The following is a 17621-nucleotide window of genomic DNA, read 5'->3' as shown; positions in this document are numbered from 1 at the left end:
CCATCGTCGTCGAGCCCCGGCGCCCCCGGTTCGAGGCCGGCCGATCGCTCTGAGCGGGTGCGTCTGACCTGTCACGCCCGGGTGTCGTGGTTTGTTTTCGGCCCGATTCCTCGGACAATGCGCCCATGCCGAAGTCTGCCTCCACCCAGACTCCTCCCCCGACCGACGGGGAGATCGTCGACCTCGACCTGTCCACGGAGATGCGTACCAGCTTCCTGGAGTACGCCTACTCCGTCATCTATGCACGTGCCCTGCCCGACGCCCGCGACGGTCTCAAACCGGTGCAGCGTCGCATCCTGTTCCAGATGGACCGCATGGGCCTGCGCCCCGACCGCCCGCACGTGAAGTCCTCCCGGGTCGTGGGCGACGTCATGGGCCGGCTCCACCCGCACGGTGACACCGCGATCTACGAGGCGCTGGTGCGCATGGCCCAGCCCTTCACGATGCGTCTGCCGCTCATTGACGGGCACGGCAACTTCGGCTCCCTGGACGACGGCCCGGCGGCTCCCCGCTACACCGAGGTGCGTCTGGCCGCTCCGGCACTGGCGCTGACCGCCGACCTGGATGAGGACACGGTCGACTTCGCCCCCAACTACGACTACACGCTCACCGAGCCGGAGGTCCTGCCCGCGGCCTTCCCGAACCTGCTGGTCAACGGCGCGGCCGGTATCGCGGTGGGGATGGCCACGAACATGCCGCCGCACAACCTCGTGGAGGTGGTGGCGGCCGCCCGGCACCTCCTGACCCACCCCGAGGCGACCCTGGAGGACCTCATGGCCTTCGTGCCGGGTCCGGACCTGCCCGCGGGCGGCATGATCGTGGGCCTGGACGGGATCCGGGAGGCCTACCGCACCGGGCGGGGCAAGTTCCTCACCCGGGCCACCGCCCACGTGGAGTCCGTCTCCCCGCGCCGCAAGGGTATCGTGGTCACCGAGCTGCCCTACATGGTAGGGCCGGAGAAGATCATCACCCGGATCAAGGAGGCGGTGGGTTCCAAGAAGCTCCAGGGCATCACCGACGTCGCCGACCTCACCGACCGCAGGCACGGCACCCGCCTGGTCATCAGCGTCAAGAACGGCTACAACCCCGAGGCCGTCCTGGCTCAGCTCTACAAGCACACGCCGCTGGAGGACTCCTTCGGCATCAACAACGTCTCCCTCGTGGACGGCCAGCCCCACACCCTGGGACTGCGCGAGCTGCTGGAGGTGTTCGTGCGCCACCGCCTCACGGTGGTCACCCGGCGCACCCGGTTCCGCCTGGGCAAGCGCCGCGAGCGCGCCCACCTGGTGGACGGTCTGCTCATCGCCATCCTCGACATCGACGAGGTCATCGCCGTCATCCGCTCCTCCGACGACGCCGCCACGGCGCGCACGCGGCTCATGCAGGTCTTCGACCTCACCGAGCCGCAGGCCAGCTACATCCTCGAGCTCCAGCTGCGTCGGCTCACGAAGTTCTCGGTCATCGAGCTGGAGAAGGAGCGCGACGAGCTGGCTCGGGAGATCGAGGCGCTCGAGGCGATCCTGGCCGACGACGTCCTGCTGCGGCGCGTGGTCTCCCGCGAGCTGGCGGCCGTGGCCGAGCAGTTCGGCACCCCGCGGCGCACGGTGCTGCTGGAGGCCTCCGGTGAGCGCGTGACGTCGTCGGCAGGCAGCGCGCAGAGCCCGGACGACGCCGCAGGGACCGGCGGCTCCGGCGGTACGAGAAACTCGGCGAAACGGGCCGGCGCCTCCCCGCAGCCGATGACGCTCATGCCGAGCTCGTCCCCGGTTCCACTCACCGTCCCCGACGACCCGTGCCGGGTCATGCTGTCGGCGACCGGTCTGGTGGCACGCACCCCTGGCGCTGAGCCGGTCGCTCGCACCGGTGGGCGCCAGCCCCACGACGCCCTGACGTCGCAGGTGGCCACCACGGCGCGGGGACGCGTCGGCGCGGTCACCGACACCGGGCGGCTGGTGCTGCTCGACGTCGTCTCCACCTCGGAGGTGTCCCGCACCGAGGACGCTCCGGGCCTGGCTGGCGCGACTGCGGTGCGCCAGCTGGTCGACATCGACCCCGAGGAGAAGGTGGTGGGTCTGGTCCCGGTGGGCTCGGCCGACAACCCTCCGATTGCCCTGGCCACGGCCGGCGGCGTCATCAAGCGGGTCAAGCCCGGTGATGAGCCCAGGAACGCCGAGAGCTGGGAGGTCATCTCCCTGTCCGGCGAGGACCGGGTGGTCTTCGCGGGCTCTGCGGCTGACACGGACTTCCTGGCCCTGGTGACCTCTGACGCCCAGCTGCTGCGGTTCCAGGCGGCCAAGGTGCGTCCGCAGGGCCGGGGCGCCGGCGGTATGGCGGGGATCTCGCTGCGCGAGGGGGCCCGGGTCATCGCCGGTGCGGCGGTTCCCGAGGAGCTCCTGGCCGAGGCCGTGGTGGTGACCGTGGCCGGCTCCGAGGGCTCGCTGCCGGGAACCGGCGGCGGGAGCGTCAAGGTCACGCCGCTGGACCGCTACCCGGCCAAGGGACGGGCCACGGGCGGAGTTCGCTCCCACCGCTTCCTGCGCGGTGAGGACGAGCTCGTGGCCGCCTGGGTGGGCGTGGCACCGGCGCGGGCGCTGCGTGAGGGCGGCAAGCCGGTCGCGCTGCCGGAGGCCGATGAGCGTCGTGACGGCTCCGGCTCGCCACTGCCGGCCCCCATCATCGGAATCGGCTGAGGGGGCCGCGCAACTGGGTGGAGCACGCCGGAAAACCGCCCGTGAACAGGCCGGATGTGCCTAGAGTGGCGCATGGCTGATCTACCCTCCGCGCACCTGCTGCTCAGGGACGTGCGCATCGTCCCCTTCCGGTCCCGCACCCAGCTGGGTGCGCTGCGCCGCGGCGGTTCGGGTCCGGGGAGCCTGGATGCGCCGCCCGCCCCCGGCGAGCCCGTCGACGTGCGCGTGGCGGGCGGTCGCGTCGTCGAGGTCGGACGGAGCCTGAGCGCCTCCGGGGTGCCGGTCATGGATGCGGGTGGAGCCTTCCTCATCCCCGGCCTGTGGGACGCCCACGCTCACCTGGACATGGAGGCGGCGCGCTCGGCGCGCATCGACACGATGCCCACCCGTAGCGCCGAGGAGGCCCTGGAGCTGGTGGCCCAGGCGCTGCGAGACCTCCCGGCAGGCTCACGGCCGGCCACGATCCAGGGCTTTGGGCACCGTCTGTCCAACTGGCCCCGGGTCCCCACCGTGGCCGAGCTCGACGCCGTCACCGGAGACGTTCCCACGCTGCTGATCTCCGGGGACGTGCACTCCGGGTGGCTGAACTCCGCGGCGCTGCGCGTCTTCGGCCTGCCGGAGGCAAGCGCCCAGGATCCTGGGGCGCCGATGAAGGAGGACCCGTGGTTCGCCCTTCTGGACCGGCTCGATGAGGTCCCGGGCACGCGCGAGCTGCGGGAGTCCGGCTACCGGCAGGTCCTGTCCGACATGCTGGCCAGGGGGGTGACCGGCGTGGTCGATATGAGCTGGTCGGAGGATCCCGACGACTGGCCGAGGCGTCTGAGGACCATGGAGGCCCGGGGCCTCCTCCCCGAGGCCCTCCCCCGTATCCGGGTCGCCGTCTACCGCGACAAGCTGGCGCGCTGGATGGAGCGGGGCCTGCGCACCGGGAGCGAGATGGCCGGCTCGCCGCGTCTGGCCGACGGCTCCCCGGTGCTGGTTCAGGGGCCGCTCAAGGTCATCGCCGACGGGTCGATGGGCTCGGGAAGTGCGCACATGCGTGCCCCCTACCCGGCTGAGCTGGGCCTGGAGCACCCCCACGGCGTGACCAATATCAGCCGGGCCGAGCTCACCGACCTCATGACCGGAGCCGGCCGGCAGGGCTATGAGATGGCCATCCACGCCATCGGGGACGCAGCTGTCGACGACGTCGCCGCCGCTTTCGCGCTCTCGGGGGCCACCGGGCGCCTGGAGCACGCCCAGCTGCTGCCGGCAGACGCGCTCGACGAGCCGAGGGGCGCCCTCAGACGTCTGGTGGGATGCGGCGTCGAGCTGTCCGTTCAGCCGGCTCACCTCATCGACGACTGGGCGGCGGTGGGCCGGGTGTGGCCTGGCCTGGAGGAGCGCACCTACGCTTTCGCGGACATGGTGGCCGCCGGCGCCCTGCTGCAGCTGGGATCGGATGCGCCGGTGGCGCCGCTGAATCCGTGGCTGGCGATGTCGGCGGCGGTGGGGCGTGCGACACCGGACGGCTCAGTGTGGTCGCCCTCCCAGAGGCTGACGGCCGAGGAGGCGCTGGCGGCCAGCGTCAACGGGGCCTGCCCGGTGGCGGTGGGCTCCCCGGCCGACCTGGTGCTCCTGGCCGAGGACCCGGTGCGTCTCGGGGCCGAGGCTCTGGCGCGGGTGCGGCCCCTGGCGACGATCGTGGCCGGCGCCGTGGCCCACCAGCGTGCCTGAACCGCCCGGGCGGTCCTGCTCAGACGTCGAGGGCGTAGAGGATGGTGCCTCGGGTGGGCACGTACCCCAGGGACTCGTACAGGCCCACGGCACCACTGGGGTTGTCGGTGTCGACGCCGGCGGCGGCGTACTCCATGCCGTCGGCCGCATAGGCGCGCATGGCGGCCACCAGCAGCGCGGGCCCGATCCGGCGGTGGCGGTAGTCGCTGAGGACCCCGAGCACGTCGGTGTAGCCCTCGCGCCAGCCCAGTGCCTCCCAGTCCTGCTCGTAGCGGCCCGAGCGCAGGTACCCGGCCACACGGGCCCGGTCCCCGGAACGGTCCATGGCCACGAAGCTCCAGCGGGGGGCGAAGTAGGCGCTACCGGCGGTCCAGTCCTCGGGGGTGACGTTCTCGGCCTTCCAGGTCTCGGCCATGGCCTGGTCGTAGGCGCGCCGGACGTCGCCGTCGATCTCGGGGGTCCAGGGGTCGATGGTGATGAATCCGTCCAGGTCCACCTCGGGGATCTCGTCGCCGAGGAAGCGGCGCACCTCGCGGTACCAGCGCATCGGCTCGAAGCCCATGTCCTTGAGGTGCCCCTGCATGCGCTCGTCGTCCTCCATGACGGTGGTGACCACGTGCGCGGGCACCTGGGACGAGCTCCTGCCCGACACGGAGCCGGCGCGCTCGGCGCCCACGAGGTGGCGGGCCCGCTCGGCCTGCCAGTGCAGGAGGGCCCGACCGATGCCGCGCTTGCGCACGGCCGGGTCCACGGTGCCGGTCATGGAGGCGTAGATCTCGCCGGCCGGGCGCAGCCGCACCAGGCCGAAGGCGCGCATGACGCCGTCGGCGCCACGGCCGGCGACCCCGGAGTAGGTGGGGTCGAGGAAGTACTCGGCCGTCTCCTGCTCACTGGTGCGGTAGGGAGGGTTGTCGACCTCCTCCGCCCGGGCGATGAGCGCGGCCAGCTCATGGTTGTCCTCGGGGCCCAGGGGCCGCCAGGACAGCTCGCGTGACAGCGCCGAGCGGGGCCCCGGGCGCAGGATGGGCCACGGCGAGGAGCCTGCCCGGCGGATGCCGTAACCGGGTGCCATAGCGCACCTCCCTCATAAGGACGAAAGAACGACGAAGAATGACGACGAACCGACGGCGCTGCCAGTGCTGCCGGTGCGGGGCTCCGACAGCCTGCCGGCCGTGACTCGAAGGTTACCGAGCCTACCTGAAGGAGCTGCGAGAACCTGACGCGTTCGTCAGGCGTCGATACGCTCGCGATCAACGTCACGGGCGCCTTCGACGATGAAGTCGCGGCGGGGCTCGACCGATGAGCCCATGAGCAGCTCGAAGACGGACTCCGCCTCCATGACCTGGGCCTCGTCCCCCAGCGTGATGCGCCGCAGGGTGCGGTGCTGGGGCTCCATGGTGGTCTCGGCGAGCTGGTGGGCGTCCATCTCCCCCAGGCCCTTGTAGCGCTGGGGCTCCTTGAAGCTGCGCCCCGAGCGCTCCAGGCGGCGCAGGGTGGTGACGAGCTCCTCGTCAGAGTAGGTGTAGATGATCTCCTTCTTGCGCCGCCCTGACCCGGAGACCTCGATGCGGTGCAGGGGCGGGACGGCCGCGAAGACCCGGCCCGCCTCGATCATGGGGCGCATGTACCGGAAGAAGAGGGTCAGCAGGAGGGTGCGGATGTGGGCGCCGTCGACGTCGGCGTCGGTCATGAGGATGACCTTGCCGTAGCGGGCGGCCTCGAGGTCGAAGGTGCGTCCGCTTCCGGCGCCGACCACCTGGATGATGGCCGAGCACTCGACGTTGCGCAGCATGTCGGCCTGGGAGGCCTTCTGCACGTTGAGTATCTTTCCGCGGATGGGCAGAAGCGCCTGGAACTCGGAGTTGCGCGCGTTCTTGGCGGTGCCCAGGGCGGAGTCACCCTCGACGATGAACAGCTCGGAGGCGGCGACGTCGTCGCTGCGGCAGTCGGCGAGCTTGGCGGGCAGGGAGGAGGTCTCCAAGGCGGTCTTGCGGCGGGTGATCTCCTTGTGCAGACGCGCCGAGACGCGGGCCCGCATCTCTCCGACGATCTTCTCCTCCAGGGCGCGGGCCTGGGTCTTGAGGTCCCGCTTGGAGGAGGTCAGCAGGGCGGTGAGCTCGCGCTCGACCACCTTGGAGACGATCTGGCGCACGGGCCCGGTGCCGAGCACCTCCTTGGTCTGCCCCTCGAACTGGGGCTCGGGCACGCGCACGGTGATGACGGCGGTCAGGCCCGCCATGATGTCGTCCTTCTCGACCCGGCCGTCCTTGGAGGTGATCTTCAGGGCCCGGGAGTCGGCCTCGATGCGTTTGCGCAGCACCCTGGTCAGGGCCTGCTCGAAGCCGGTCAGGTGGGTGCCGCCCATGGGGGTGGCGATGATGTTGACGAAGGAGCGCTCGGTGGTCTCGTACCCGACTCCCCAGCGCACAGCGACGTCGACGATGCAGGTGCGCTCGACCTCCACGGGCCGCAGGTGCCCGCTGGCGCGGTCGAGCTGCTGGACGGTCTCGGTGTAGGTGCCCTCGCCGGTGAGGCGGAAGGTGTCGGTGACCGAGCCGTCCGAGGCCAGGAAGTCGACGAAGTCGGCGGTGCCGCCCAGGGCCTGGAAGACCTCGACGCCGTCATCGTCGCCGGTGTCGAACAGGTCGCCGCGGTTCTCGGTGGCGTTCTTGGCGGCCGCCCGCAGGGAGACCTCGTGGACGGCGTCGTCGGTCTCGCCGGCGTCGGCGGCGGGCGTGTTGGAGGCGGCGATGGCCTCGGCCTCGGGGCGCAGGTCCTCCAGGCGCAGGGTGAGTCCGGGCACGAGGAAGCTGGTCTGGCGCAACCGGGCGCGCAGGGCGGCGGCGTCGTACTCGGTGGGGCGGGGGAAGATCTGGGGGTCGGCCCAGTAGCGCACCCGGGTTCCGGTCACGCCGCGGCGCACCTTGCCGATGACGCGCAGCTCGGAGGCCTTCGTGAACTCGGTGAAGGGCGAGGAGGGGCTGCGGCCAGCGGAGTCGTCGAAGATGCCGGGCTCACCGCGGTGGAAGCTCATGGCGTAGGTCTTGCCGTCGCGGTCGACCTCGACGTCCATGCGCTCGGCCAGGGCGTTGACCACTGAGGCGCCCACGCCGTGCAGGCCACCGGCGGCACCGTAGGACCCGCCGCCGAACTTCCCGCCGGCATGCAGCTTGGTGTAGACGAGCTCAACGCCGGTCAGGCCGGAGGAGGGCTCGATGTCCACGGGCACGCCGCGCCCGTTGTCACGCACCTCGATCGAGCCGTCGTCGTGGACCGTCACCGAGATGTCGTCGCCGTGCCCTTCAAGGGCCTCGTCGACGGCGTTGTCGACGATCTCCCACACGCAGTGCATGAGGCCGCGCTGGTCGGTGGAGCCGATGTACATACCCGGGCGCTTGCGCACGGCCTCGAGCCCCTCCAGGACGGAGAGGTGGCGGGCGGAGTAGTCACCCCGGCTGGTCTTGTTCTCGGATGAGGGCACGCCTGGAATCTAGCCGATCAGCGCCGCCGGCGCCTCGTGCCCCGCCGCGAGTCCGCTCACTGAAGCGGGAGGGCCGGGCCCACCCGGGCGCTGCCGATCCCGCGGTCCGCCTTGCCCAGGCGGAAGCGCACCCGCTTCTTGAGCACCGTGCCGGAGACGGCCCGGCCGCCCACCAGCCCCTCGGCCGGGAAGAGGGTGAAGGTCCACCGCTCGGCGTAGTCGGAGTCGGGAACCAGGCCCGCAGGGCACTGCAGCAGGCGGGCGCCCCAGACCTGGCGGGTCATGAGGGTACGGGTGTCGACGCCGTCGACCTCGAAGCGCTCCGCAGGGGCGGCGGTGATGTCCTCGTAGCTTCCCGCCGAGATCCCGTACTGGCCGACGACGCCGACCAGCACCATCCAGCCGCCCCGCTCCAGCGTGCGTCCGCCCAGGTCGACTCCCTCCCCCAGGGCCGGGTCGACGAGGTCCTCGACCAGGTCGGTCTGCTGACCGCGGCGGATACGAGGATCGACGACGCCTCGGGTGTCGAACCGGTCCACGGCGGGGATCGCGAGCAGCCCGTACTCGACGTCGTCGGCGAAGCGGAAGGAGGCGAAGTGCTCACGCAGGCGGGCCACGGCATGCTCGGCCCGCCCCCATCCGCCGCCGGCGCCCTCATCCAGATCCAGGCAGTCGGCCACGACCTGGGCCGGCGGCTGCAGGCCCGCGGCCTCCAGCTCTTGGCGAAGAGCCGCGTTGGTCACCCAGCCCGAGCGCTCCAGGCGGGCGATCTCATGGTCACGGAACTCCTGCACCGACACGTGGCTGCTCCTTCTCCTGGTGTCCCCGTCCCCGTCCTCCAGCGCAGCCTTCACGGCGGCTCCGAAGCGGCTCTGGTATCGCTGACCACCCCAGCATCCACCCGATCGGTCGGATTCTTGGTGAGGTGCGCCATGACGGCGGTGCGCCGTGGGCGAAAGCGCGTGCGCCTCAGGCGGAAACGACGCTTTCGGACGGTCGGGAGCGCCTCGGGCGTGATCCAATGCAGTCCATGAGCACAACCGGAACCTCGACCGCCGCTCAGGCGGTGACCACCCTGGACGAGCAGACCACCCCTGCCGCCGACTCCACCGAGCGCCCGCTGACCACAGCCGACCGCTGCGATGTCTGCGACGCACAGGCCTACGTCCGAGTCGTCATGCTGACCGGCGAGCTCTTCTTCTGCGCTCACCACGCCCGTCGGCACGGCGAGAGGCTCAAGGAGGTCGCCCTGCTCTTCCAGGACGAGACCGCGAGGCTGACCGCCGACAGCTGACGTGGATTTCTTCACTGAAATTCACGTCGTGGTTAGCCGAGTATCACTGCCGTTTTCACCGGGACCCGTTTATCCTCGCTTCTGAGGCCCTGCCCTTGTTCCCTCCCCGAGTCTCCCGGCACAGAGCCTTACGCTGATCCAGCGTCCCACCCGATCCCATCCAGGCTCGACGAAGCCGCGCGACTCCCGAAGGAACTCTCTGTGAAACGCCCCATCCGCGTCCTGGCCGTCTCCACTCTGCTCGTCTCCTGCGGTGCGCTGGCACTGACCGGATGCTCGGGATCCTCCACCACCAGTGCCTCCGCCACAGCACACACCACCCCGGCGGACGCCAAGGCGACCGGCCCGGTGGTCATCATTGACCTGCGCTCGGCCGACGAGTTCAAGCAGGGGCACCTGGAGGGCGCTGTCAACTACGACTTCTCCTCCGGCGACTTCTCGAAGGAGATCTCGGGGCTGGACCGCAACTCCCAGTACCAGCTCTACGGCACCGACGACCAGCCCAAGATGGCCAGTGCCGTCATGCGCAACGCGGGCTTCCCCAGCATCACCGACCTGGGAACCATCGACGCGGCGAAGAACACGACCGGCGCGAAGATCGTCACCGACTGAGTCCGGCACGCCCCGCCTCCTCACAGGAGCGGCAGCCCCTCCAGGAGGTGGGTGAGGGCGACGACCTGCCGGGGCACGTACTCGGCGATCGTCAGCCCGACGACGTCGGCCGCCTGCCCCAGATCCTTGATCACGCGGTTGGTCTGGGCCATGCTCAGGCCGCCGCGGTCGTATCCCAGCCTCAGGCGGACCTCGTCGGCATCCACGGTGCCGACATCGAGGTGGATGGCCACGCGGCTGCACCCGGTGGCTTCCAGCCATGTCAGCAGGGGCGTCGTCGACTCGCGCAGATCGGCGGGGCTGAAGGCGTGCAGTCCCCACTTCGCGATGTTCGGGTAGTCGTCCTCGGTCCAGGAGTGCAGACCCGCCAGGGCCACTCGGGTCGGGGAGACGAAGGCCGCCAGCTCGTCCAGAACCTCGCGGTCGCCAGTGCCGATGATGTGGGAGACCGCCATGGCGTGGTAGCCGGGGTACCGGGAGTGCGCGGTGCCGATATCCGGGTGGGAGTCGATCCAGACAACGGCCAGCTCCTGCCCGTAGCGGGCGGCGAGCTCGGTGAAGGGGGCGACAGATACAGAGCAGTCCCCGCCCAGGGTGAGGATTCTGGGAGCGTCGTGGTGGGCGATGGCCTCTCGGGCATCGCGGATCCCGGCCAGGACCTGGGCGCGCGACTCCGTGCCTTCGGTGACCCGCGCCTCCTCATCGGCGGGTTCGTCGCTGACAGGGACGATCTCCGTGGGACCGGTGTGCTCAGGTAGGAGCGCCGTGAGCACCCGAGTCCCCAGCGCATAGACGTCTCGCGCCTCCTCATCGGGCAGCTCGGGAAGCAGGTGGCGCACTGAGGACTGTCCCGCCCCCTGCCACTGGGGCCAGACGAGACGGAGGGTGTCGGACTGGGCGAGGGCAGTGCGTGCGTGAACCATCTCAGCGCTCCTGGGCGAGGGCGTCTCCCTGCTCCCAGTTTACGGGCCCGGGCTGTGCACCACCTGACCCAGTCCTGAGTCTCTTCAGTCTCCGGCGGTCGCGTCCAGCATGGTCTTGACCGCCTCGGTGAAGTATGGACCGCGGTTCACTCCGCCCAGGGGCCGCCACAGGGCGGTCAATGAGCGTACGTAGCCGAGCCCGGTGGCCTCGTCGTAGCGGTAGAGCCACGGCCCTCCCGAGGCGCCGAAGCCGAAGTCGCAGCCCTCGGTCCTCACCTTTCCCTCCGACTCCTCCGTGGTCCTGACGCAGGAGTGAATGGTGCCACGGCCGTCCGGGTTCGTCTTGTTGTTCGGATACCCGAAGATCGTGGCGTGGAAGACGTAGCTGCCTCCCCAGGCCAGACCGTGGCCGCCGACGACGTCGACGACCGGCTTGCTCGCGTCCCCTCCGTCGTTGAGCGTCACGTAGGCGACGTCGTTGCGGTAGTCGGTCTGGTCGGCGCGCCAGCTGTCGAAGACACGGATCGACCGGGCCGTCCAGACTCCCACCGGATCCGGATCGGCCTGGGTGCGGTCGTAGTCGGGGACGAAGACCGCATCCTTGGCCCATCCCTCCGCCGAGCTGTAGACGCAGTGAGCGGCGGTGATGACAACGCTCCTGGAGGGCGTGTTGAGGACCGAGGCGCTGCAGTAGGCATTGTCGACACCGTAGCCGTTGAAGAACAGCTTCCCCTTGGCTCTCGCGGTCGGGGTCGCGCCTCCGTCAGCGGAGGGAGCAGCAGGCTCGGTCATTCCGGCCGGATCCGTCGAGCTGGCGCTGTCCCCGTCGCCGTCGGCAGCCGCCGGACGCTCCTGGGCAGGGTCATCGGCGGCATCGGTATCCAGGGGCTTAGCCGCGGCCATGCGCTCATGCGTCCAGTACCCCAGGACATCCTGGTCGGCCTCATGACTCGTCTCGGCCGCCGGGCGCTCCTCGGGGATCGTCTCGGCGCTCTTGCCGAAGCTGGTGGGTGCGGTCACCGCCGTTGAGGCAGCCCCTGCACCACCGCCCTGTCCGGGGTCCGCGCCATGAGCCGGCGCAGCGAGCAGCGGCAGGGGAACCAGTCCCGCCGCCATCAGCACGAGGACAGTGAGGAGAGCTGTTCTCCTGCGTGAACAAATGGATGTACTTCTCATTGGTTGGCTCCTGCGGAGGCGGACAGGCTTTTCGGCAGCGGATACACGATCAGGCTTGTTTTAGCAGGTGTACCGCGGTTAGCTCATGTCGTGAACGACAACCACATAATTTACCATCCGGATTGGATCCAGGCTCGGTAGAAATGGTGGACGGGCCCGTGCCCGTGCCCGATGCCCAGGGAGTCGGCGTGCTCGATGGCGCCGGTGAGGTAGGCCTTGGCGTCCCGCACCGCCTCTGACCAGGTCTCCCTGCGCGGTCGTAGCGAGGCGATGGCGGAGGACAGCGTGCAGCCCGTGCCATGGGTGCTACCCGTCGCCACGCGGTGGCCCCGGAGGATCCTGACAACGTCACCATCGACGTAGACGTCAACAGCATCGTCCGCGCCACTCGCGTCACCCGCGCCACCGGCGAGGTGGCCGCCCTTGACCAGCACCCGCTGCGCGCCCAGATCCGTCAGGCGCCGCGCCTGGGTACGCAGCTCGCCGAGGCTCGCCGCGGGCTCCTCATTCAGCAGGACCGCCGCCTCATGGAGATTGGGGGTGATGAGATCGGCCTTGGTGCACAGGCGGCGCACGGCCCCGATCGCCTCCTCATCCAGGAGGCGGTCCCCGGAGGTGGCGACCATGACCGGATCGAGAACCGTGTGAGAGAGCCCGGGCAGGTACTCCCCCACGGCGTCGGCCAGCCCGGCGGTGGCCAGCATGCCGATCTTGGTGGCATCGGGGGTGATGTCGTCCAGCAGCGTGTCCAGCTGGAGGCGCACGAAGTCGGCGGGCACGGCGTGCACGCCCGTCACGCCGCGCGTCGACTGGGCGGTCAGAGCCGTGATCACGCTCATCCCGTAAGCACTGAGCGCGCTCATGGTCTTCAGGTCGGCCTGGATACCGGCACCGCCGCTGGGGTCGGAGCCGGCGATCGTCAGGGCGGTGATGGTCGCCGAGCGGAGCTGTGAGCGGCTCATCGCCAGTCTCCTTCGTCCCAGGCGGTCCGCAGTGCGGCAGCGGCGCGCCGTGGGTCCTCGGCCGCGCAGATGGCTGAGACGACGGCGACTCCGTCCAGGCCTCCCGCGCGCAGGGCCGGCAGGTCGGCGACCGTGACACCACCGATGGCCACCGCCGGCAGACCGGTCAGGGCGGCCATGCGCACGACGCCGTCGATGCCCAGGCTCCTCGGGGCACCGGCTTTGGTGGCCGTGTCACGGACGACGCCGATCCCGACGTAGTCGCAGGCCCCCTGCTCCTGGGCGGTGCGCAATTCGTCGGGAGTCGCGGCCGACAGCCCGAGGTAGGCGTCCTGCCCGATGAGACGGCGTGCGGTGGCGGCGGGCAGGTCGGACTGGCCGAGGTGGACGCCGGCCACCCGCGCACCCGTCTCGCGCGCGGCCAGGAAGACGTCGACGCGGTCGTTGATGATGACGGGGACCTGATCACCCACGGCCTCGACCACGCCCAGCACCTGGGTCAGGAAGGGGCCGCCGTCGGAGTTCTTGGCACGCAGCTGGACACAGGTGACTCCCCCGTCAACGGCCGCCTCAACGGTCCGAACGACATCTCGTCCGCGCGAGCGGCACTGGTCCTCATCGGTGACGAGGTAGACCGACAGGTCCAGCGCGGCGCTCATGCCGGTTCTCCCGCTGCGGCACTGGCGGTGCTGATGGTGACGGTGTGCAGGTCTCCCGTCTCCAGGGTGTACAGGGCGTCGAGGAAGGCGGGCTGGAAGGAGCCGGGGCCGGCCGATCGGGCTGCGGCTCGCTCGGCGGCCGCGCTGTAGACGGCGTGCGCGGCCACGACGGCGCTCAGGCTGTCCAGTCCCTCCTTCCGGCCCGCCCCGAGGAAGGCCGCGGTCACTGCCCCCAGGGCGCAGCCGCCTCCGGTCATCCGGGTCAGCAACGCGGATCCACCCCGGACCCGGACGACGCGCTCACCGTCGCTGACCAGGTTAACGGGACCGGAGACCGCCACGACGCAGCCGTGGCGACGGGCCAGGTCGCATGCCGGAGCAAGTGCCGCCTCGACGTCGTCGGTGGCCTCGACGCCCCGCCCTCCGCTGCCGGCGCCTGCCAGGACGAGGATCTCCGAGGCGTTGCCTCTCACGGCGCCCGGCCCGTGGGCGACCAGCTCACGGGCGAGGCCGGTGCGGTGCGCGAGCGTTCCGATGGCCACCGGGTCGAGGACCCACGGCGTACCGGCGTCGTTCGCCGCTGCGACGGCCTCGCGGGCAGCGGAGCGCTGCTCGGGCTGAGGCGTGCCGAGGTTGATGAGCAGCGCGGAGGCGTCCCGGGCGAAGGACCCCGCCTCCCCGGTGATGTCCACCATGGCGGGAGCCACACCCAGTGCCAGGAGGACGTTGGCGGTGACGTTGGTGACCACCGAGTTGGTGATGCAGGAGACCAGTGGGGCGTGGCGGCGTACCGCCTCCAGCGCCACCGGGGTAGACGTGTCCCAGTGCATGTGACATCCCTTCGTCAGTACTAGCTGGACAGGTTCGACGGGTGTGTTCTCAGCCGTGTGGCACCCCGTGTCACGTTGGGGACGATAGCACTGACGGCGTCGGCCCCGGAACCATGAGTTCCGGGGCCGACGCCGTCGAGATGGACGAGCTGCTGGTGCTCCTTGCCGGTCCGAGCGGTCCGGTCAGTCCAGGTAGTCGCGCAGGACCTGGCTGCGCGAGGGGTGGCGCAGCTTGGACATGGTCTTGGACTCGATCTGGCGGATGCGCTCGCGAGTGACCCCGTAGACCTTGCCGATCTCGTCGAGGGTCTTGGGCTGGCCGTCGGTCAGGCCGAAGCGCATGGAGACGACACCGGCCTCACGCTCCGAGAGGGTGTCCAGCACGGCGTGCAGCTGCTCCTGAAGGAGGGTGAAGCTCACCGCGTCGGCGGGCACCACGGCCTCGGAGTCCTCAATGAGGTCACCGAACTCGGAGTCGCCGTCCTCACCCAGGGGCGTGTGCAGGGAGATCGGCTCACGCCCGTACTTCTGGACCTCGACCACCTTCTCCGGGGTCATGTCCAGCTCGACGGCCAGCTCCTCCGGGGTGGGCTCACGGCCCAGGTCCTGGAGCATCTGGCGCTGCACGCGGGCGAGCTTGTTGATGACCTCGACCATGTGCACCGGGATGCGGATGGTGCGGGCCTGGTCCGCCATGGCGCGGGTGATGGCCTGACGGATCCACCAGGTGGCGTAGGTGGAGAACTTGAAGCCCTTGGTGTAGTCGAACTTCTCGACGGCGCGGATGAGGCCCAGGTTGCCCTCCTGGATAAGGTCCAGGAAGAGCATGCCGCGGCCCGTGTAGCGCTTGGCCAGGGAGACCACCAGTCGCAGGTTGGCCTCCAGGAGGTGGTTCTTGGCGCGCTGACCGTCCTGGGCCACCCAGTGCAGCTCGCGGCGCAGCTTGGCCGGCAGGTCGTTGCCCTCCTCGGCCAGGCGGTGCTCGGCGTAGAGGCCGGCCTCGATGCGCTTGGCGAGCTCGACCTCCTGCTCGGCGTTCAGCAGCGCGACCTTACCGATCTGCTTGAGGTAGTCCTTGACCGGGTCCGCGGTGGCGCCGGCGGTGACGACCCGCTGGGCGGGCTCATCGCCCTCGTCGGAGTCGGAGACCGTGAAGGAGCCGTCCTTGTCCTGGGACTTGCCGCGCTTGCCGGACTTCTTGGAGGCGGCCTTCTCCGCCTCCTCCCGGCGCATGCGCTCGAGCTCACCGGTCAGGGCCGCGATCGAGGGCTGCATCTTGATGCCCTTGATGACCCAGCCGCGGAAGATGTAACCGTTCTGGGCCAGGTAGTCGCGCGCCACCATCGGGGCGGAGTCACCGATGACGAACCGGGGCACCGGGCCGTGGCCGTAGGGCGCCAGGGTGATGGGCTCCTCCAGGGTGCCGTGCCCGGCGATCTCCAGGTTCTCCACGATCGTGCGCGAGCGCACGAAGAGCGTCGCCCCGGGGGCCAGCCGGACACCCTTGAGCGATGCGGGGTTGTTGAAGGGGCTGCGCTTGGAGCCGTCGCCGTTCTCCTCCAGGCTCACGTCCAGGTAGTAGTCGCGCAGCTCGGGGGCGGGGCCGTCATCGTCCTGGACGACCTGCGTCTCCGAGTCGTCGTCCTCCTGGTCCTCATCCTCGTCGGAGTCCTCATCCTCATCGTCAGAGTCGTCCTCGTCGGAGTCGTCGAAGTCCTCATCGTCGTAGTCGGAGTCGTCGGTGTCGTCGTCTCCTTCGTCGTCGAGGTCGAAGTCCTCATCGTCGAGCGTGGTCTCGTCGACGTCGTCAGTGAGCTCGGCGCGGGAGCGCGTCACTGTGGAAGAAGCCACGGAGTTCCTTTCGCGTGGGCGGGCGGACAGCCGGCGACGGGGTATGGGGACCCTACCCGGCACAGCAGACAACCCACGAATTGTAGCGTTTATTCCCCAGCAACTTCGCCCCGATGACTTAGCATGACCTAACCTTTGTCGCGGTCGGCTTCTCTCGACGGCAGAACCACCGCCGACAACCCGTGAGGAGGCTGAGGCGGCCCTGCTGCGTCTACCCTGGCGGTCATGAGCGCGCTGCCTGCGGCCCTGGGCCGTGTCCGTCCCGCCGTCGAGCACCGTCTGGAGGAGGTCCTGACCGGCTGCCACCGACGCTGGCAGGACCTGGGGCAGGCCGCCCCCGAGCTGCTCGAGACCGCCGAGAACGCCCTGTCCGGGGGCAAGCGCATGCGCGCCGTGCTGGGTGCGGTCGGCTACGCGCTCACCGCCGCCCCGGAGCACCGCTCCGAGCGCCTCACCGGCGACGACGCCGTCCGCCTGGGAGCGGCGCTCGAGCTCTACCAGGCCAGCGCCCTGGTCCACGACGACCTCATGGACGGGGCCGACACCCGGCGGGGCCTACCGGCGGCGCACCGAGCCTTCGCCCGAAACCACGACGCCCGCGGCTGGCTGGGATACTCACAGGCCTTCGGAGCCAACGGCGCCGTCCTGCTGGGCGACCTCCTGCTGTCGCTGGCCGGGGAGGAGATGAGCGCCCTGGCGCAGGCAGGAGCCTCCTCCGAGACCGGGGACAGGGCGCTCCGCAACGCCCGGTCCGCCTTCGACGCCATGACCACCGAGGTGGCCCTGGGCCAGTTCCTCGACGTGCGCAGTGAGAACCTGCCGCTGCCCTGGGGCCAGGACCCCGGGGCAGCGGCCCGGCGCATGCACGACGACGCCCTGTCGGTCGTGCGTCACAAGTCGGCCCGCTACTCGGTGCGCCACCCGCTGATCATCGGGGCCCTCCTGGCCGGCCTGGACCCCACCGGCCCGACCGCTGAGCAGCTGGCCGTCTTCGGCGAGGAGATCGGTATCGCCTTCCAGCTGCGCGACGACGAGCTGGGCGTCTTCGGCTCACCACGGGTCACCGGCAAGCCGGCAGGAGACGATCTGCGCGAGGGCAAGCGCACGGTGCTGCTGGCCCTGACCTGGGGCCGCTGCGACGACGCCGGCCGGGAGCTGCTCGGAGGCGTGCTGGCCAGCGCCGAGGCCACGGCGGAGCAGATCGCCGACGCTGCGGTTCTCATCGAGGACTGCGGCGCACGCGCCGTCCACGAGGAGATCATCACCACCCACCGCGACGCCGGTCTCAAGGCGCTGGAGCGGCTCCAGGACGAGGGCGTGGTGAGTGCCGCATCACTGGCGGACCTGGCGGACCTGGCGGACCTGCTGACGCACCGAAACTCCTGACATAGCAGACGAATCGGCCCGTCCCCACCGGGTGGGCAGAA

14 protein-coding genes and 1 riboswitch are annotated in these 17621 nt (G+C 70.5%); of the genes, 5 read left to right on the top strand and 9 right to left on the bottom strand.

From position 1 onward, the window contains the following. Positions 1 to 125: 125 nt before the first annotated feature. Both EL340_RS02795 and EL340_RS02790 read left to right on the top strand, forming a co-directional pair. Positions 126 to 2690, top strand: a complete 2565-nt coding sequence (locus EL340_RS02795; RefSeq protein WP_126413320.1) for a DNA gyrase/topoisomerase IV subunit A — start codon at positions 126 to 128, stop codon at positions 2688 to 2690. A gap of 72 nt (positions 2691 to 2762) precedes the next feature. Further along, positions 2763 to 4406, top strand: coding sequence for an amidohydrolase (locus EL340_RS02790; RefSeq protein ID WP_126413319.1), 1644 nt, complete (start codon positions 2763 to 2765; stop codon positions 4404 to 4406). A 19-nt stretch (positions 4407 to 4425) separates the two neighbouring features. On the opposite strand, the gene EL340_RS02785 is transcribed toward EL340_RS02790, so the two are convergent. The 3 genes from EL340_RS02785 to EL340_RS02775 form a co-directional block, all read right to left on the bottom strand. Further along, complete coding sequence (locus EL340_RS02785; protein WP_126413318.1) at positions 4426 to 5478, bottom strand: GNAT family N-acetyltransferase; 1053 nt, start codon at positions 5476 to 5478, stop codon at positions 4426 to 4428. Between the two features lie 156 nt (positions 5479 to 5634). Then, the gene (locus EL340_RS02780) at positions 5635 to 7887 is read right to left on the bottom strand and encodes a DNA gyrase/topoisomerase IV subunit B (protein WP_126413317.1); all 2253 of its coding nucleotides are present in this window, start codon (positions 7885 to 7887) and stop codon (positions 5635 to 5637) included. 56 nt (positions 7888 to 7943) lie between these two features. After that, complete coding sequence (locus EL340_RS02775; RefSeq protein ID WP_232023277.1) at positions 7944 to 8681, bottom strand: hypothetical protein; 738 nt, start codon at positions 8679 to 8681, stop codon at positions 7944 to 7946. A 227-nt stretch (positions 8682 to 8908) separates the two neighbouring features. Between EL340_RS02775 and EL340_RS02770 the strand changes: the two genes are divergently transcribed. Further along, positions 8909 to 9181: a DUF7455 domain-containing protein gene (locus EL340_RS02770; RefSeq protein ID WP_197722339.1), complete on the top strand. Its 273-nt coding sequence runs from the start codon at positions 8909 to 8911 to the stop codon at positions 9179 to 9181. Between the two features lie 201 nt (positions 9182 to 9382). Then, the gene (locus EL340_RS02765; RefSeq protein ID WP_126413315.1) at positions 9383 to 9793 is read left to right on the top strand and encodes a rhodanese-like domain-containing protein; all 411 of its coding nucleotides are present in this window, start codon (positions 9383 to 9385) and stop codon (positions 9791 to 9793) included. Positions 9794 to 9813: 20 nt separating this feature from the next. On the opposite strand, the gene EL340_RS02760 is transcribed toward EL340_RS02765, so the two are convergent. The 6 genes from EL340_RS02760 to EL340_RS02735 all read right to left on the bottom strand — a co-directional run bounded on the left by EL340_RS02760 (position 9814) and on the right by EL340_RS02735 (position 16194). Then, complete coding sequence (locus EL340_RS02760) at positions 9814 to 10716, bottom strand: arginase family protein (protein WP_126413314.1); 903 nt, start codon at positions 10714 to 10716, stop codon at positions 9814 to 9816. An 84-nt stretch (positions 10717 to 10800) separates the two neighbouring features. Beyond that, entirely contained in the window at positions 10801 to 11892 is a 1092-nt protein-coding gene (locus EL340_RS02755; protein ID WP_164719329.1) for a trypsin-like serine peptidase, read from the bottom strand. Between the two features lie 110 nt (positions 11893 to 12002). After that, entirely contained in the window at positions 12003 to 12854 is an 852-nt protein-coding gene (thiD, locus tag EL340_RS02750; RefSeq protein ID WP_126413313.1) for a bifunctional hydroxymethylpyrimidine kinase/phosphomethylpyrimidine kinase, read from the bottom strand. Next, entirely contained in the window at positions 12851 to 13513 is a 663-nt protein-coding gene (gene thiE / locus EL340_RS02745) for a thiamine phosphate synthase (RefSeq protein ID WP_126413312.1), read from the bottom strand. Before thiE ends, thiD begins: the two co-directional genes overlap by 4 nt. After that, positions 13510 to 14343: a hydroxyethylthiazole kinase gene (gene thiM / locus EL340_RS02740; protein WP_126413311.1), complete on the bottom strand. Its 834-nt coding sequence runs from the start codon at positions 14341 to 14343 to the stop codon at positions 13510 to 13512. The genes thiE and thiM overlap by 4 nt, the downstream gene beginning before the upstream one ends. Further along, positions 14333 to 14421: riboswitch (TPP riboswitch) on the bottom strand. (Overlaps the previous gene by 11 nt.) A 105-nt stretch (positions 14422 to 14526) precedes the next feature. After that, on the bottom strand, positions 14527 to 16194 hold the full coding sequence (locus EL340_RS02735) for an RNA polymerase sigma factor (RefSeq protein ID WP_126413310.1): 1668 nt from the start codon (positions 16192 to 16194) through the stop codon (positions 14527 to 14529). Between the two features lie 225 nt (positions 16195 to 16419). On the opposite strand from EL340_RS02735, the gene EL340_RS02730 reads away from it, so the two are divergent. Then, positions 16420 to 17580, top strand: a complete 1161-nt coding sequence (locus tag EL340_RS02730) for a polyprenyl synthetase family protein (RefSeq protein ID WP_126413309.1) — start codon at positions 16420 to 16422, stop codon at positions 17578 to 17580. Positions 17581 to 17621 lie beyond the last annotated feature (41 nt).

This window comes from Actinomyces viscosus (assembly GCF_900637975.1).
GTDB lineage: Bacteria > Actinomycetota > Actinomycetes > Actinomycetales > Actinomycetaceae > Actinomyces > Actinomyces viscosus.
The sequence above is the reverse complement of the archived record's forward strand: the minus strand, read 5'-3'. Positions and strand labels throughout refer to the sequence as shown.

Bases quoted from the DNA above. Each gene is read 5' to 3' on its own strand.
- EL340_RS02755 (WP_164719329.1), bottom strand. From the start codon at position 11,892: ATGAGAAGTACATCCATTTGTTCACGCAGGAGAACAGCTCTCCTCACT.
- EL340_RS02795 (WP_126413320.1), top strand. From the start codon at position 126: ATGCCGAAGTCTGCCTCCACCCAGACTCCTCCCCCGACCGACGGGGAG.
- thiM (WP_126413311.1), bottom strand. From the start codon at position 14,343: ATGCACTGGGACACGTCTACCCCGGTGGCGCTGGAGGCGGTACGCCGC.
- EL340_RS02790 (WP_126413319.1), top strand. From the start codon at position 2,763: ATGGCTGATCTACCCTCCGCGCACCTGCTGCTCAGGGACGTGCGCATC.
- thiD (WP_126413313.1), bottom strand. From the start codon at position 12,854: ATGAGCCGCTCACAGCTCCGCTCGGCGACCATCACCGCCCTGACGATC.
- EL340_RS02760 (WP_126413314.1), bottom strand. From the start codon at position 10,716: ATGGTTCACGCACGCACTGCCCTCGCCCAGTCCGACACCCTCCGTCTC.
- EL340_RS02785 (WP_126413318.1), bottom strand. From the start codon at position 5,478: ATGGCACCCGGTTACGGCATCCGCCGGGCAGGCTCCTCGCCGTGGCCC.
- EL340_RS02730 (WP_126413309.1), top strand. From the start codon at position 16,420: ATGAGCGCGCTGCCTGCGGCCCTGGGCCGTGTCCGTCCCGCCGTCGAG.
- EL340_RS02770 (WP_197722339.1), top strand. From the start codon at position 8,909: ATGCAGTCCATGAGCACAACCGGAACCTCGACCGCCGCTCAGGCGGTG.
- thiE (WP_126413312.1), bottom strand. From the start codon at position 13,513: ATGAGCGCCGCGCTGGACCTGTCGGTCTACCTCGTCACCGATGAGGAC.